General features: G+C 54.2%; 11 protein-coding genes, 1 pseudogene and 1 riboswitch. Of the genes and pseudogenes, 1 reads left to right on the top strand and 11 read right to left on the bottom strand.

Annotated features, from left to right (window positions below; genetic code table 11):
• Window positions 1-60: 60 nt before the first annotated feature.
• From lpdA to ALO_RS18935, 9 genes and pseudogenes are all read right to left on the bottom strand, one after another.
• Window positions 61-1,467 (bottom strand): dihydrolipoyl dehydrogenase, encoded by a 1,407-nt coding sequence (gene lpdA / locus ALO_RS18975; protein WP_004099296.1) that lies wholly within the window; start codon window positions 1,465-1,467, stop codon window positions 61-63.
• Between the two features lie 31 nt (window positions 1,468-1,498).
• Window positions 1,499-2,332 (bottom strand): lipoate--protein ligase family protein, encoded by an 834-nt coding sequence (locus tag ALO_RS18970; protein WP_004099294.1) that lies wholly within the window; start codon window positions 2,330-2,332, stop codon window positions 1,499-1,501.
• Complete coding sequence (locus ALO_RS18965) at window positions 2,329-3,288, bottom strand: radical SAM protein (RefSeq protein ID WP_004099292.1); 960 nt, start codon at window positions 3,286-3,288, stop codon at window positions 2,329-2,331. Before ALO_RS18965 ends, ALO_RS18970 begins: the two co-directional genes overlap by 4 nt.
• On the bottom strand, window positions 3,285-4,148 hold the full coding sequence (locus ALO_RS18960) for a hypothetical protein (protein WP_004099290.1): 864 nt from the start codon (window positions 4,146-4,148) through the stop codon (window positions 3,285-3,287). The genes ALO_RS18965 and ALO_RS18960 overlap by 4 nt, the downstream gene beginning before the upstream one ends.
• Entirely contained in the window at window positions 4,136-5,584 is a 1,449-nt protein-coding gene (gene gcvPB / locus ALO_RS18955) for an aminomethyl-transferring glycine dehydrogenase subunit GcvPB (RefSeq protein WP_004099288.1), read from the bottom strand. The genes ALO_RS18960 and gcvPB overlap by 13 nt, the downstream gene beginning before the upstream one ends.
• Complete coding sequence (gcvPA, locus tag ALO_RS18950; RefSeq protein ID WP_004099286.1) at window positions 5,581-6,927, bottom strand: aminomethyl-transferring glycine dehydrogenase subunit GcvPA; 1,347 nt, start codon at window positions 6,925-6,927, stop codon at window positions 5,581-5,583. Before gcvPA ends, gcvPB begins: the two co-directional genes overlap by 4 nt.
• A 2-nt stretch (window positions 6,928-6,929) precedes the next feature.
• Window positions 6,930-7,319, bottom strand: coding sequence for a glycine cleavage system protein GcvH (gcvH, locus tag ALO_RS18945; protein ID WP_004099285.1), 390 nt, complete (start codon window positions 7,317-7,319; stop codon window positions 6,930-6,932).
• 5 nt (window positions 7,320-7,324) lie between these two features.
• Window positions 7,325-8,425: a glycine cleavage system aminomethyltransferase GcvT gene (gcvT, locus tag ALO_RS18940; RefSeq protein ID WP_139025453.1), complete on the bottom strand. Its 1,101-nt coding sequence runs from the start codon at window positions 8,423-8,425 to the stop codon at window positions 7,325-7,327.
• A gap of 164 nt (window positions 8,426-8,589) precedes the next feature.
• Window positions 8,590-8,675: riboswitch (glycine riboswitch) on the bottom strand.
• A gap of 131 nt (window positions 8,676-8,806) precedes the next feature.
• A pseudogene (locus ALO_RS18935) lies at window positions 8,807-10,149 on the bottom strand (DHA2 family efflux MFS transporter permease subunit); the annotation flags it as partial.
• A gap of 29 nt (window positions 10,150-10,178) precedes the next feature.
• On the opposite strand from ALO_RS18935, the gene ALO_RS18930 reads away from it, so the two are divergent.
• On the top strand, window positions 10,179-10,937 hold the full coding sequence (locus tag ALO_RS18930; RefSeq protein ID WP_238528338.1) for a TolC family protein: 759 nt from the start codon (window positions 10,179-10,181) through the stop codon (window positions 10,935-10,937).
• A gap of 35 nt (window positions 10,938-10,972) precedes the next feature.
• On the opposite strand, the gene queF is transcribed toward ALO_RS18930, so the two are convergent.
• Both queF and ALO_RS18920 read right to left on the bottom strand, forming a co-directional pair.
• Window positions 10,973-11,470, bottom strand: a complete 498-nt coding sequence (queF, locus tag ALO_RS18925) for a preQ(1) synthase (RefSeq protein WP_004099278.1) — start codon at window positions 11,468-11,470, stop codon at window positions 10,973-10,975.
• 81 nt (window positions 11,471-11,551) lie between these two features.
• Window positions 11,552-12,865: a hemolysin family protein gene (locus ALO_RS18920; protein ID WP_004099276.1), complete on the bottom strand. Its 1,314-nt coding sequence runs from the start codon at window positions 12,863-12,865 to the stop codon at window positions 11,552-11,554.
• Window positions 12,866-12,982: the final 117 nt, after the last annotated feature.

Here is a 12,982-nt window from a genome sequence, read left to right as displayed (position 1 = left end):
ACANANATTTTTTGCACTTTACTCTTTTCTTTTTTAGCTGGTGACAAGCCCTTTTAGAATTCAGCTCCGCTGTCCGCCGCCTAAACGCAGCTGATGAATAGCCAGGCCTTCCGTATTGTGGGCGGCTTCGCCGATCACTTCCGCCAGAGTGGGATGAGGATGGATCATATGCTTTAGGTCCTGAATCGTCAGTCCCTGATTCACGGCGGCCACTCCTTCCATGATCAGATCGCTGGCATGAGAGCCGAGAATATGCAGGCCTAAAACGGCGCCGCTGTCCTCGTCGGCGACGATTTTAGCCAATCCGTCAGGTTTGCCCATGGCAACCGCCTTGCCGATGCCGGCAAAATTAAACCGCCCTGTCCTGACTCTGCGGCCAGCGGCTACGGCTTCTTCTTCACTCAATCCTACCGTCGCGATTTCCGGATCAGTAAAGATACATCCGGGGACAGCAGTATAGTTCATAGTCGTATTGCCGCCCAGGGCATTTTCCGCCGCCACGATTCCTTCGGCTGACGCGGCATGGGCCCACATGTAACGGCCAGTCAGGTCGCCGACAGCATAGATCCCGGGAATATTGGTTTCCATTTTGGCGTCGACCGGAATCCCCTGACGGTCATAAGCCACGCCGGCGGTTTCCAGGCCCAGACCGCTCAGATTAGGCCGGCGGCCGACGGCATTAAGCACTTTTTCCGCGGCAATTTCCTGGACCTTGTCGCCGGTGGCTGCGGTTAAAATCAGGCCGTCCGCCCCCTGGCGTATAGATGTTACCTTGGTGGCGGTCAACAATTCAATGCCCCTTTTACGCAGCAGCAGAGCCATTCGTTTGACCAGATCGCTATCGATATTTGGCAGGATAGACGGCTGCATCTCGATCAGCGTAATTTCAGAACCAAAGGCCTGAAAAATTGTGGCAAATTCCACTCCTACCGCCCCGGCGCCGATGATGGCCATGCTGCGCGGCAGGTTAGAAAGGGACAGGACCTGATCGCTGCCGATCACACCCGGCAGTTCAATGCCGGGTAAGGGCGGCGTCACAGAATCCGATCCGGTAGCCAGAATGATGCGGCGGACTTGGTAGATCTCAGTTCCGGCAGCGGTCCGGACTGCCAGTTGTTCTTTTCCCTGGAGTGAGGCAGTGCCCTGGCAGACCGTAATACCGTTGCCGGCTACCAACTGGACGATGCCTGACTGCAGCTGCTCCACCACCTGGTCCTTACGGCGCATCACCGCTGTAAAATCAAAGCCGATTTGGCCTGCCTGCAGGCCAAACGACCCGCACTGCTGCAGTTCATGCCATCTTTCAGCGCTATTGAGCAGGGTCTTGGTCGGAATGCAGCCGCGATTCAGGCAGACGCCGCCGAGTTTCTCCTTTTCTACCAACAATACCTTGGCGCCAAGCTGCGCCGCACGGATCGCAGCCACATATCCGCCCGGGCCGCCGCCGATAACTGCTATATCGTACATGTCCATCCTCCTCTGATATCTGATGGCTTTATTACCGTCTGAAATTCCACGAGTCCTGACTGTATTTGGTCGCCGCCAGGTCTTTAGCCGTCCCCTGTTCCGCCGCCGTAAGCCGGCCCTGAACCAAACCGCCGTCCAGAACCTCATCGAATCCTTGCAGCATGCTCGCGAAGATTTCCGGGAAACCGATCTTCCTGTTCAATAGTTCCTCCAGGCCGATAGCACGGGCGGCCAGCATCCCGGCCAACGCCTCCCGTTTTTCAGGCGTCGGCGCCTGCAAGATGGACGCCAGTGTCCTCGGTTCAAACCGCAGCAGCAAAGAACCGTGCTGCAGGATGACCCCCTGCTTGCGCACCTGAGCGCTGCCCACAAGCTTTCGTCCGGCTGCCGTGATTTCGTAATGGGCCGGGGCATCAAAGCAAGCTGCCGAAGTATGAGGAGGCCGCCTTTCTCCCTGGCCGTAGGACGAGCGGGGCATATTCATCTGCGCCGCCACTCCCAGCCGGGCCAGACCGGCGATCAGGCCCTGGGAAAAATAACAGTAGGAAGCAGTAATCGTCGCCGGAATGCCTGCTTCATGTTCCCCTACCACCAGACTGTAAGTCAGCTCGGCGTCATGGAGCACCGCCCGTCCGCCGGTCAGCCGGCGGACCACAGAAATCCCCTGTTCCCGGCAGGCAGCCAAATCGATTTCCTCCGTCCCCCGCTGAAAGTAACCCAGACTGACCGCCGCCGGCTGCCAGCCGTAAAAGCGCAGAGTCGGCGGAACATGTCCGGCGGCATACTCCAGCAGGATGGCCTCATCAATCGCCATATTGACGGCGGCATTTTCGATGCCGGTATTCAATACCCGCCACTGCATCATGTCACCTCTACCTCACATTCCCAGACAGCCCGCCTTACCTCATCCGGCCTGAGAGGACGCGGATAGTTATACATCGTTCCCCCTGGTCTCTCATTGTAGTAAGGCCGGTTGCAGTCAGGGCAGCCGCTGGTTTGAAAAGCCCGGCCGTCCGCCAGGAACTCTGTCAATGCCGGCAGATTAAAGCCGCTGATCCTTCCCTGCTCGCACCGGATTATTTCCCGGCCGTAACCTGTCTGTAACAGGTAATGAGCCACCTGTATCCGCCGGTAGCTGCCAATCGCAGGCGGGGTGCGCCCGCTCCAGGCAGTGCCCCGGATGGGAGTGAAAGCAAACAATCCCACGGTGATTCTCTGCTGAACGCAGGCCGCCAGCACATCCGCCATTTCGGCCTCGGTCTCTCCCAGGCCCACAATGAGATGGGTGGTCACTCTGCCGGAAAAACGGGCGGCACACCGGATGAGCAGATCCCATTTACTCAGCCAGTCGCCTTCCTTTGCATCTCTGTACACCGCCGGCGTGGCCGCGTCTAAGGCAATGCAGATCCGGTCAGCCCCAGCGGCCATAAGTCTTTCCGCCTGTTCCACCGTCTCCAGGTGACTGGATACGCACACCGGAACAGAGCCGGCGCCGGCAAGCGCGAGATCGGCCACAGCCCGGGCAGCGGCAGCACAGCTGTCGCCACTGTGAACTACCTGCAGGCAGGCCCGTTTAATCCGTCCGGCGGCATAGGCCGCGGCAATGCCGCTGGCCGCCTCGGCTGCCGGCACTGCCGGCCAGGTAATCCGGGAGAGAAGATTGTCCTTAGCCTGGCTTTGCCGGGACTGAGAACAAAACCGGCAGTTATTGCCGCATTTTTCCCCCAGCATAATATAGCCGGTAGTAGGCGGGGCATCGGTTTTAACCGGCTTTTGTCCGATCAGGCCGGCGGTTCCCGCCGATAGCTTCCAGAAATTCATAGCGCACAACACTCCTGCTGTTTCACGATGGAAAGACCCAGTTCCTGCGCCAGTCTGACCGCGGCCGGTACAGGATTCACGATAGTATTCATGCCTACACGCACTGCCCACTCATCCGCCGCCTGACGATAGCGGCCGCCCGGACGCATACAGCCCAGGTGGAGCGGCGCAGCAGGAAACAGCTGACGGGCGGCCGCTAATACCCTGACCGCTGCTTCCAGATCGGGAGGGGAACAGTCGGCATAGCGAGTCCCTTTGGTAGGGGTGAAAATAATGAAAGTCAGGTTGTCAGCCCCCAGTTCCTGCAGTAACTCCAGCGCCCGGTACTCTCCCCGGATTTCGCCTCCGTGAAGTCCAATGCAAATATGGGGTATGACCTTGCAGCAGTTCCTGAGTTTCCGGTAGCATGCCACGTAATCAGCCACAGTACGGTTTAGTCCGAATACCTCATGGATGGTTTGGTCATCCCCGACAAAATCGAACGATACTTTATCAGCCAGTCTGGCGATAGCCGCGATATCCGGGTCATCCACCAGACCCACATGAAGATTGAACCGGCTGTCCCCCTTCATGGCCGCCAATTGGTCGGCATAGGCGGCTATGGGTACATTGCCTGCCTTGGTGCAGCCGCCGCTGATCAGACAGCTGGCCGCTGAAATGCCCCCTTGGCTGATGATATCCTCCAACGGCTTCATGCCCTTGAGATATACGCCGCCGCAATGGGCGCAGTTCAGTTCGCAGCCCTTGCCGGTGACGCTGATGGTCTGGGTTTCAGAGGGGTAGGCCAGGCAAAGGGACGGCGGAAAATGCTTCTGCCTGACCTTCCATCCTTTTGCCGCCAAATCTGCTAGGGTTTCCATCGAATAACCGGCTTTCTGGCGGCCGCAGCTTCATCCAGGCGGCCTACAACCGTGCTGTAGGGCGCGCCTTGTACCGTTCCCGGATCAGAAGCCGCTTCTCCGGCGATCTGCAGCATGGCCTTAATAAATCCGTCCAGGGTTTCCTTGCTCTCGGTCTCGGTGGGTTCGATCATCAGGGCTTCTTCGACAATCAGCGGGAAATAAATGGTAGGGGGATGATAGCCATAATCCAGCAGCCGTTTGGCTATATCCAGCGTCTTAACGCCGTAAGGTTTCTGCTTCTTCGAGGTCAGCACGCACTCATGCATGCAGTAACGGGAGAAAGGAGCGTCAAATCCCTGCTTCAGGCGGCTAAGACAATAATTTGCATTTAATACGGCGTCCTCACTGGCCTGGCGCAGCCCGTCCGGCCCCATGGCCCGTATGTAGGCGTAAGCCCGGACAATGACTCCGAAGTTGCCATGAAAGGAGTGGACCCTGCCGATGGACAAAGGACGGTCCTGATCCCAGTAATATCTGCCGTCGGCTAAGCCAACCAATGGCGCCGGCAAAAAAGGCGCCAAATCCTTTTTGACCCCTACCGGACCGGAGCCCGGACCGCCGCCGCCGTGAGGGGTGGCGAAGGTCTTGTGCAGATTGAAGTGCACCACGTCAAATCCCATGTCTCCCGGCCGGGAAAGGCCCATAATGGCGTTGGCGTTGGCCCCGTCGTAATAGAGCAGGCCGCCGGCAGCGTGGACAATGCGGGCGATCTCGCCGATATTGCTTTCAAACAACCCTAAGGTACTGGGGTTGGTCAGCATCAGAGCCGCTGTATCCGGTCCCACGGCAGCCTGCAGGGCGTCTAAATCCACTGAGCCGTCGGCATGAGACTTGATCTCCACCGTCTCCAGGCCGCAGACTGTGGCTGTGGCCGGGTTGGTGCCGTGAGCCGAATCCGGCACGATCACCTTGGTCCGTTGTTCGCCCCGATGGCGGTGATAGGCCCGGATGAGCTTCAAGCCGGTTAATTCTCCGTGAGCACCGGCTGCCGGCTGCATCGTTACGGCATCCATGCCGGCGATTTCCGCCAGATCCTGCTGCATCTCGTATAAGAGCCGCAGCGCCCCCTGGGCCCCAGCCTCATCCTGCAGGGGATGCAGCTGGGAAAAGCCGGAATAGCGGCAGGCGTCCTCGTTGATTTTGGGATTGTATTTCATGGTGCAGGAGCCCAGCGGATAAAAGCCGGAATCCACGCCAAAATTGCGCCGGGACAAAGCAGTATAATGCCGGATCAGTTCCGGCTGGCTGACTTCCGGCAAGACTGCCGGGGTTTTGCGCCGGTATTTTGCCGGTAAAGCCGCCGGGCTTGCCGCCGGCACATCAGAGGCCGGCAAATCCAGGGCTTGCCGGCCGGGCGCGCCCAGTTCAAAAATCAAAGTCTGGCTCGTTCTCATACCATCGCCTCCAGTGCAGCCGCCAGGCGGTCAATGTCCGCCCTGGTCCTTTTTTCCGTCACCGCAATCAGCATGCATCCGGCCAATTCCGGATAATAATGCTCCAGATCCAGGCCGCCGATGATCTTTTTCGCCAGCAGGGCCCGGTTGATCTCAGCCACAGGCTGATCACAATGAAGCACGAATTCATGGAAAAAGGGAGAGAAAAACTCCGTGCGCCATCCTTTGAGAGCAGTCAGCCGGCTGTAGGCGTAATGCGCCTTATTCAGGCAGAGTTCAGCGATCTGCCGGAACCCCCCTTTGCCGACAGAACTCAGGTATACTGCGGCGGTCAGAGCACAGAGAGCCTCATTGGAGCAAATGTTTGAAACGGCCTTTTCCCGGCGGATATGCTGCTCTCTGGCCTGGAGGGTCAGCACGAAGCCGCGGGTCCCTTCATGATCAGTGGTTTGACCTACAATGCGGCCGGGCATTTTCCGCAGCAGTTTTTCACTGGCGGCGAAAAAACCCAGATACGGACCGCCGAAAGAAGTTGACAGGCCCAAAGGCTGGCCTTCTCCTGCCACCAGGTCCGCGCCTAACAAGCCGGGAGCTTCCAGTACCCCCAGAGATATAGGATTCACTGCCGCTACCAATAGAGCCCCTTTGGCGTGGGCTATATCGGCAATGGCCTTCACATCCTCCAGGCAGCCGAAAAAGTTGGGCATCTGGATCAGGACCGCCGCCGTGGCGGAGCTGACCTGCTGTTCCAGCTTGGGCAGATCCGTAACCCCTTCAGCCCAGGCGGCCTCTTTGATCTGATACCCTTTGTCAATGCTATAAGTCCCCAGCAAGGTGCGGTAGTGAGGATGCACCGTCCCGGCCACGATCACCTCATTCCGGCCGACAGCGCCGCAGGCTGCCATGGCCGCTTCGGCCAGAGCCGTGCCGCCGTCATACATGGAGGCGTTGGCTGCTTCCATGCCGGTAATTTCGCAGATCATGCTCTGGTATTCCCATAAAGCCTGGAGATACCCCTGGGCGATTTCCGGCTGATACTGTGTATAGGCGGTGTAGAATTCCGAACGGCGGATCACATGGTCCACAACGCTGGGAATATAGTGGTCATAAGAGCCGGCCCCGAGAAAGCAGGCATAATCCTCCAGGCTGGCGTTGCTCTTTGCCATATCCTGCAGATGCCGGGCCAGTTCCGGCTCAGCCATGGCCGCCGGCAGGTCCAGGGACCGGGCCAATCTCAAATTGGGCGGTATGTCGGCAAAAAGTTCCTGGGCCGAGTGCACGCCGATCACACCCAGCATGGCCTGCCGGTCAGCTTCAGTGTGGGGCAGATAGCTCCTGATCATGATCAGTGCCCTCCTTCGGCGGTGAATTGCTCATAAGCGCCGCTGTCCAGCAGTCCCTCCAGTTCTCCCGGGTCAGACATTTCAATCACGGCGATCCAGGCGTCTTCATAGGGGGAAAGATTGACGGCTTCCGGCGTGTCGTTCAATTTCTCATTCACCGCCACCACCGTGCCGGAAACCGGCGCATAAATATCCGACACAGCCTTGACCGATTCCACCACCGAGAACGTCTCACCGGCCTTTACTGTTCTCCCCGTGTTCGGCAGCTCCACAAACACCACATCCCCCAGCTGACTCTGGGCGAAATCGGTAATGCCGATTGTGGCCCGCTTGCCCTCTACTTTGATCCACTCGTGCTCTTTGGAATATTTCAGCTCCTTGGGAAAATTCATTATGATTACCCCTTTCTTTTATAAAATGGTCTGGCTATGACTTCTGCGGCCGCGTTTTTGCCGCGAATTTCAATTTCCAGCTTCTGCCCCTGGCCGGCGAATTCGGTTTCCACCAGGGCCAAGCCCAGATTTTTATCCAGGGTGGGCGAATAAGAACCGCTGGTCACCTGTCCTGCCTGCCGCCCGGCTGCTATCACCGGGTACTCGGAACGGGCCACACCCCGGTCGGTCAGGACAAAACCAGCCAATTTCCGGGTTAGTCCCTGTTCCTTCTGGCGGAGCAAGACCTCCCGCCCGTTGAAGTCCCCTTTATCCAGCTTGACAAAATAGCCCAAACCTGCTTCCAGGGGCGAAATTTGCGGCGACAATTCATGGCCGTATAGAGGCAGACAGGCCTCCAATCTGAGAGTATCCCGGCAGCCAAGACCTGCCGGCAGCAAGCCCTGATTTTTACCGGCGGTCATGATCGCTTCCCATAGCGGCGCAGCATCCTCATTACGGCAATAGATCTCAAAACCGTCTTCGCCGGTATACCCGGTCCGCGACAGCATCACCTGCCTGCCGGCCACCTGGACTGACCGCATAAACCAGTAATAGCCGATCTTGTCCAGGGGCGCCTGGGTAATTTGGGATAAGATCGTCTGGGCCAGAGGTCCCTGCAAGGCTAACTGGGCGGTCTGAGAGGAAACATTGTCAACCGTCACATTAAAGCCGGCGGTGTTCCGTTTCAGCCAGTCATAGTCTTTTGCAATATTAGCAGCGTTGATTACCAGCAGGTACTCTTGCGCTCCGCAGCGATAGATTAAAAGATCGTCTACCGTCCCGCCGTCCGGATAACACATGGGGGTATACTGCACCTGATAATCCGCCAGCCGAGCCACATCATTGGTAACTGCCTTCTGCAGATAAGCCAGGGCATCCGGTCCATTAACCTTCACTTCCCCCATATGGGAAACATCAAACAGACCGGCCTTTTCCCGCACTGCCCGGTGTTCAGCGATGATGCCGCTATACTGCACCGGCAGCATCCAGCCGCCAAACTCGATAATCTTGCCGCCGTATTGGACATGGATATCATAAAGCGGCGTCTTTTGAGTCATACTCATCCCCTCCTCATATGTACTATGCGCCAAGGTAGAATAGAGCATAAAAAAACAGAGACAAAGAAGACTGATCTTCTTTGTCTCTGTCCTACGACCTGAAAGATTCGCTTAAAAGCTTCCTCTTCGGTGGCGTCTTATTCCAACATAAAACGCGCTCTCCAGAGTATAGTCCGGCCACGGTCCTTTTGCCTGAGAGTTTAACAAAGACTTACCCCTTCGGCGCCGCTTACGCGGTCTCTCCCCCAGCCATCATCCCTTTTATTTTGTTTTGATTCTATGCTGTCCCTTGATGATACTTTCGCTGTCAGTTTTTATTTTCCTATTAACATTGCAAAAAATAATAAATAATTTTTGCAATTCTTTTAATATTCCGCAGTATTGTTCCTATTCTCCTTCAGATACCTCTCTAGTCCCTCTAACCCATCTGATAAAAAAGGAAAAAAGCAGGCCAATAACTGAAACGATCAATACAAAGAAAAACACGTTTGGACTCCCGCAATCCAAGCTGCGGAGTTGGTTAAATCAGCAGAATTTACTGTAGATTTCAGATATTTTTCTCGACCTATGGACAAGAAGTATACAGCAAGGGCCGTGCCAATAGCACCTGCCACTTGCTGCAAGGTAGTCATAATTGCTGTTCCGTCAGGATATAACTGCCGGGGAAGTTGATTTAGTGCGTTCGTTTGTACAGGTGTCCCGACCATAGCTGTTCCTAACATTAAAAAGGAGTGTAGTGCAACAATCAAAGTAATCGTTGAACTTTGTGTTATCCCTGAAAATATCCACCCTACAGCAATAATAATGATAAAGCCGGGAATGACAAGCATTCTCGGGCCGATTCTATCAAACAGACGCCCCGTCAGCTGAGACATAACTCCATTGATCAGCCCGCCTGGAAGCATCATGATTCCCGCCAAAAACATTGATACTTCAAGACCGCCTTGCAGATAAAGCGGTAAAATAAGTACCGAAGCAAAAATAATCATCGCACAAAACATTACAAGAAGCACTCCAAGCGCAAACATTGGGTATTGAAATACCTGCAAATTGAGAACAGGCTGCTTCAGGGACAACTGGCGAAAACAAAAACCAATTAAAGCAACAATACCTACGGTTAAAGACAAGAACACGGACGGATTGCTCCACCCAGAGGTTTCACCAGCATTACTAAAACCAAATACTATTCCACCAAATCCGATAGTGGATAATACTATCGATAACAGATCTATGCGGGGTTTGGTAATAGTCGAAACGTTTTGCATATATCTAACCCCGCACACCAAAGAAATCATCAAAAAAGGTAGTGGAAACCAGAATATCCAGTGCCAATTAAAATTCTCAGTTAATAGCCCGGCTAAGGTCGGGCCAACTGCAGGGGCAGACAAGATAACCAAAGCAACGACCCCCATAGCAGTTCCTCTTTTCTCGGGAGGGAAAATAATCAAAATTGTGTTAAACATTAAGGGAAGTAGCAAGCCGGTTCCAATGGCTTGGAAAACGCGGGCAATCAACAAAAAAACAAAACTTGATGTAAGAGCCGCAATAAGAAAACCAATCATTGAAAAGCTGAGCGACGTGATGAATAATTGTCTAGTTGTAAACCACTTAATAAGAAATCCTGAAATCGGAACCAATGTGCCCAATATTAGCAAATAGCCTGTCGTGAGCCACTGAACCGTTGACGATGTAATATTAAAAATACTCATAAAATCACTGAGGGCGATATTTCAACGCTCATCTCGGCCGTGTCCAACAAATGCACAGCAGCGGAGTATCTCCCTGGCATGACGTGCTGCAGACCAAAGTCCGGCTGGCCAATGCGGAAAATGATCTGTTAACAGCGCAAAACGATTATGATTTAGCCGTCTACAGCCTGAATAAAACCATGGGCCTGCCCCTGCGCAGCGAAATTACCCTGACAGAACCGCTGGCCTATCAGAAACATGCCCTGACCCTGGACGACGTGATGGCTTACGGCTTGGCCCACCGTCCGGAAATAGCCCGGCAGCAGGCCAATATCAAGCAGGAAAAAGCACAGGTCAATATTGCCCGGAGCGGACAGCATCCCCAAATTACCCTGACCGGGACCATGGCCTGGGATGATGGCGACTTTGCCGGCACGGAGAACAGAGACTGGACCGCCATGCTGGTCACCCAATGGAACCTGTTTGATGCCGGCAATACCAAAGCCAAAATCAGGCAGGCCCAATCCGGCGAATTCGCTGCAAAAAAAAAGGCGCAGCAGATCCAGGACAACATTTCTCTGGAAATCAGCGACGCCTATTTGCGGTTGAAGGAAGCCGAGAAACGAATCAGCGCCAATCTGGTGGCCGTGGAAGAAGCCAGCCTGAATTTTGCCATTGCGCAAAAAGCCTATAGCGCCGGGGTGGGCACCAATCTGGATGTGATGGACGCCGAACTCGCCTTAAATCAGACAAAGACCAACTATACCAACGCCTTGTTTGACTATAACATCAGTAAGGCACGCCTCGACAAAGCAACCGGCAGCGAATAAATTCAGCAAGATGCTCCACTGGTAATATTCCAAGATTAACGATTGTCTATCTTATCCAGGGAGTGTAAATCATGCTCCTGCATTCTATGCCAAGCCACCTTTTCAAACTTTGTATCTGCTTGACCATAATTACAATACGGGTCAATGGAAATTCCCCCCCGAGGCAAAAATTTCCCCCAGACTTCGATATAACGAGGCTTCATTAGATGAATAAGGTCCTTCATGATGATATTAACTACATCTTCGTGAAAACAGCCATGATTGCGAAAGCTCAAAAGATATAGTTTCAGTGATTTACTTTCCACCATTTTAACATCTGGAATATAGCTTATATAAATCGTTGCAAAATCCGGCTGACCGGTTATCGGGCAAAGACTTGTAAACTCAGGGCAGTTAAATTTCACCCAATAGTCATTTTCCTGATGCCGATTGTTGAACGTTTCCAAAATTTCCGGATGATATGAATAGTTATAAGTAATATCGTGATTTCCTAAAAGAGTGATTCCGGTCAGATCTTTGTCATTGCTACTCATTGTTCATCTCCTCAACTTAAATTTTAGGATAAAAACTGTATTCTCCATACAAAACTCCCCATGGCGTCATGGCAGCCACCGCTATCCCGCCGCTTCGCCTGCCATTTTTCGCACGAGCACCCGGGCAACTCTCAGGTTGTCCGCTTCCTCAATCACGAAGGCATAGCCGTCATAATCCACCTGCTGGCCGACCCGGGGCGGCATCTCCACCCGGGACGCCATCCAGCCGCCAAACGTATCGACGTTCTCGGCCTCCAAATCCAGGCCGAACAGTTCGTTGACATCCTCTAGGAGCAAGCGCCCGTCTACCGAGTGGGCATCATCCTCGCGAAGCTCGACAGTCGGCCGCTCTTCGTCAAACTCATCCTGAATCTCGCCGACGATTTCTTCCAGAAGATCCTCGACCGTCACCAGGCCGGCCGTACCGCCGTATTCATCAATGACAATCGCAATTTGCGCCCGGTCTTTTTGCATCAGCTTCAGCAAATTGCTGATCGGCATCGTCTCCGGTACAGCCATGACATCCCGTACGATCTCCCGCAGGGCGGGAGTCTGGCCTTTCGCCAGCGCCGCCAATAAATCCTTGATGTGCACAAAGCCGATAATGCGGTCTTTATCCGGGTCACATACCGGATAGCGGGTAAGCTGCTCTTCTAAAGCCTTTTCCAGTGTGGCGGCAAAGGAATCCTCGACATAAAGGCAGATCATATCGGTCCGCGGAATCATGACTTCGTTGACATGCCGCTCGGCAAAATCAAAAATATTATCAACATAGGTGAGTTCCGTTTGATCAATATACCCCTGCTGATGGCTCTCTTCCATCAAAATGCGGATTTCTTCCTCGGTATGGGCGGCCTCATGTTCACCCGCCATTTGAATGCCCACCGTCCGCAAAATCCAGTTGGCCAGACTGTTTAACACCCAGATTGCCGGGAACATCAATTTATAAAACGCAATAAGCGGCACCGATGTCCAGATGGTTACACTGTCAGCCTTTTGAATGGCCAGCGACTTCGGCGCCAATTCGCCAAGAACAATATGCAGCGCCGTAATGATCGAAAAAGCAACGGCAAAGGCAATGGTGTGGATCATGGCTTCCGGTAAGCCGAGACTCGTCAGAGGCGGCTCGATCAGGCGGGCGATCGCCGGTTCGCCGATCCAGCCTAAACCCAGTGAGGCCAGGGTAATCCCAAGCTGGCAGGCCGATAGATAGGCGTCGAGATTATCGACCAGCCGTTTGGCGTATTTCGCCCGGGTGTTCCCCTCCTGCAGCAGCGTGTCAATCCGCGTACTGCGCACCTTGACCATGGCAAATTCAGCGGCAACAAAAAAACCGTTTAGCAGTACCAGAAACATGACCAGAAAGATATTCCATAGGACCAACGCTGTATCCAATAATGCCCGAACTCTCCCTAAACTGCCGGGAGAATCGGTTCACCTCCTTGAGTCTCGCAACCGGATTGTTTCAATATCAAATCTGCCCCTCGTCCCCACATATTATCCGTTTATCTC

It is taken from the genome of Acetonema longum DSM 6540 (assembly GCF_000219125.1).
Lineage (GTDB): Bacteria > Bacillota > Negativicutes > Sporomusales > Acetonemataceae > Acetonema > Acetonema longum.
Note: the sequence above shows the minus strand (reverse complement) of the source record. Positions and strands in the feature narration are given on the sequence as shown.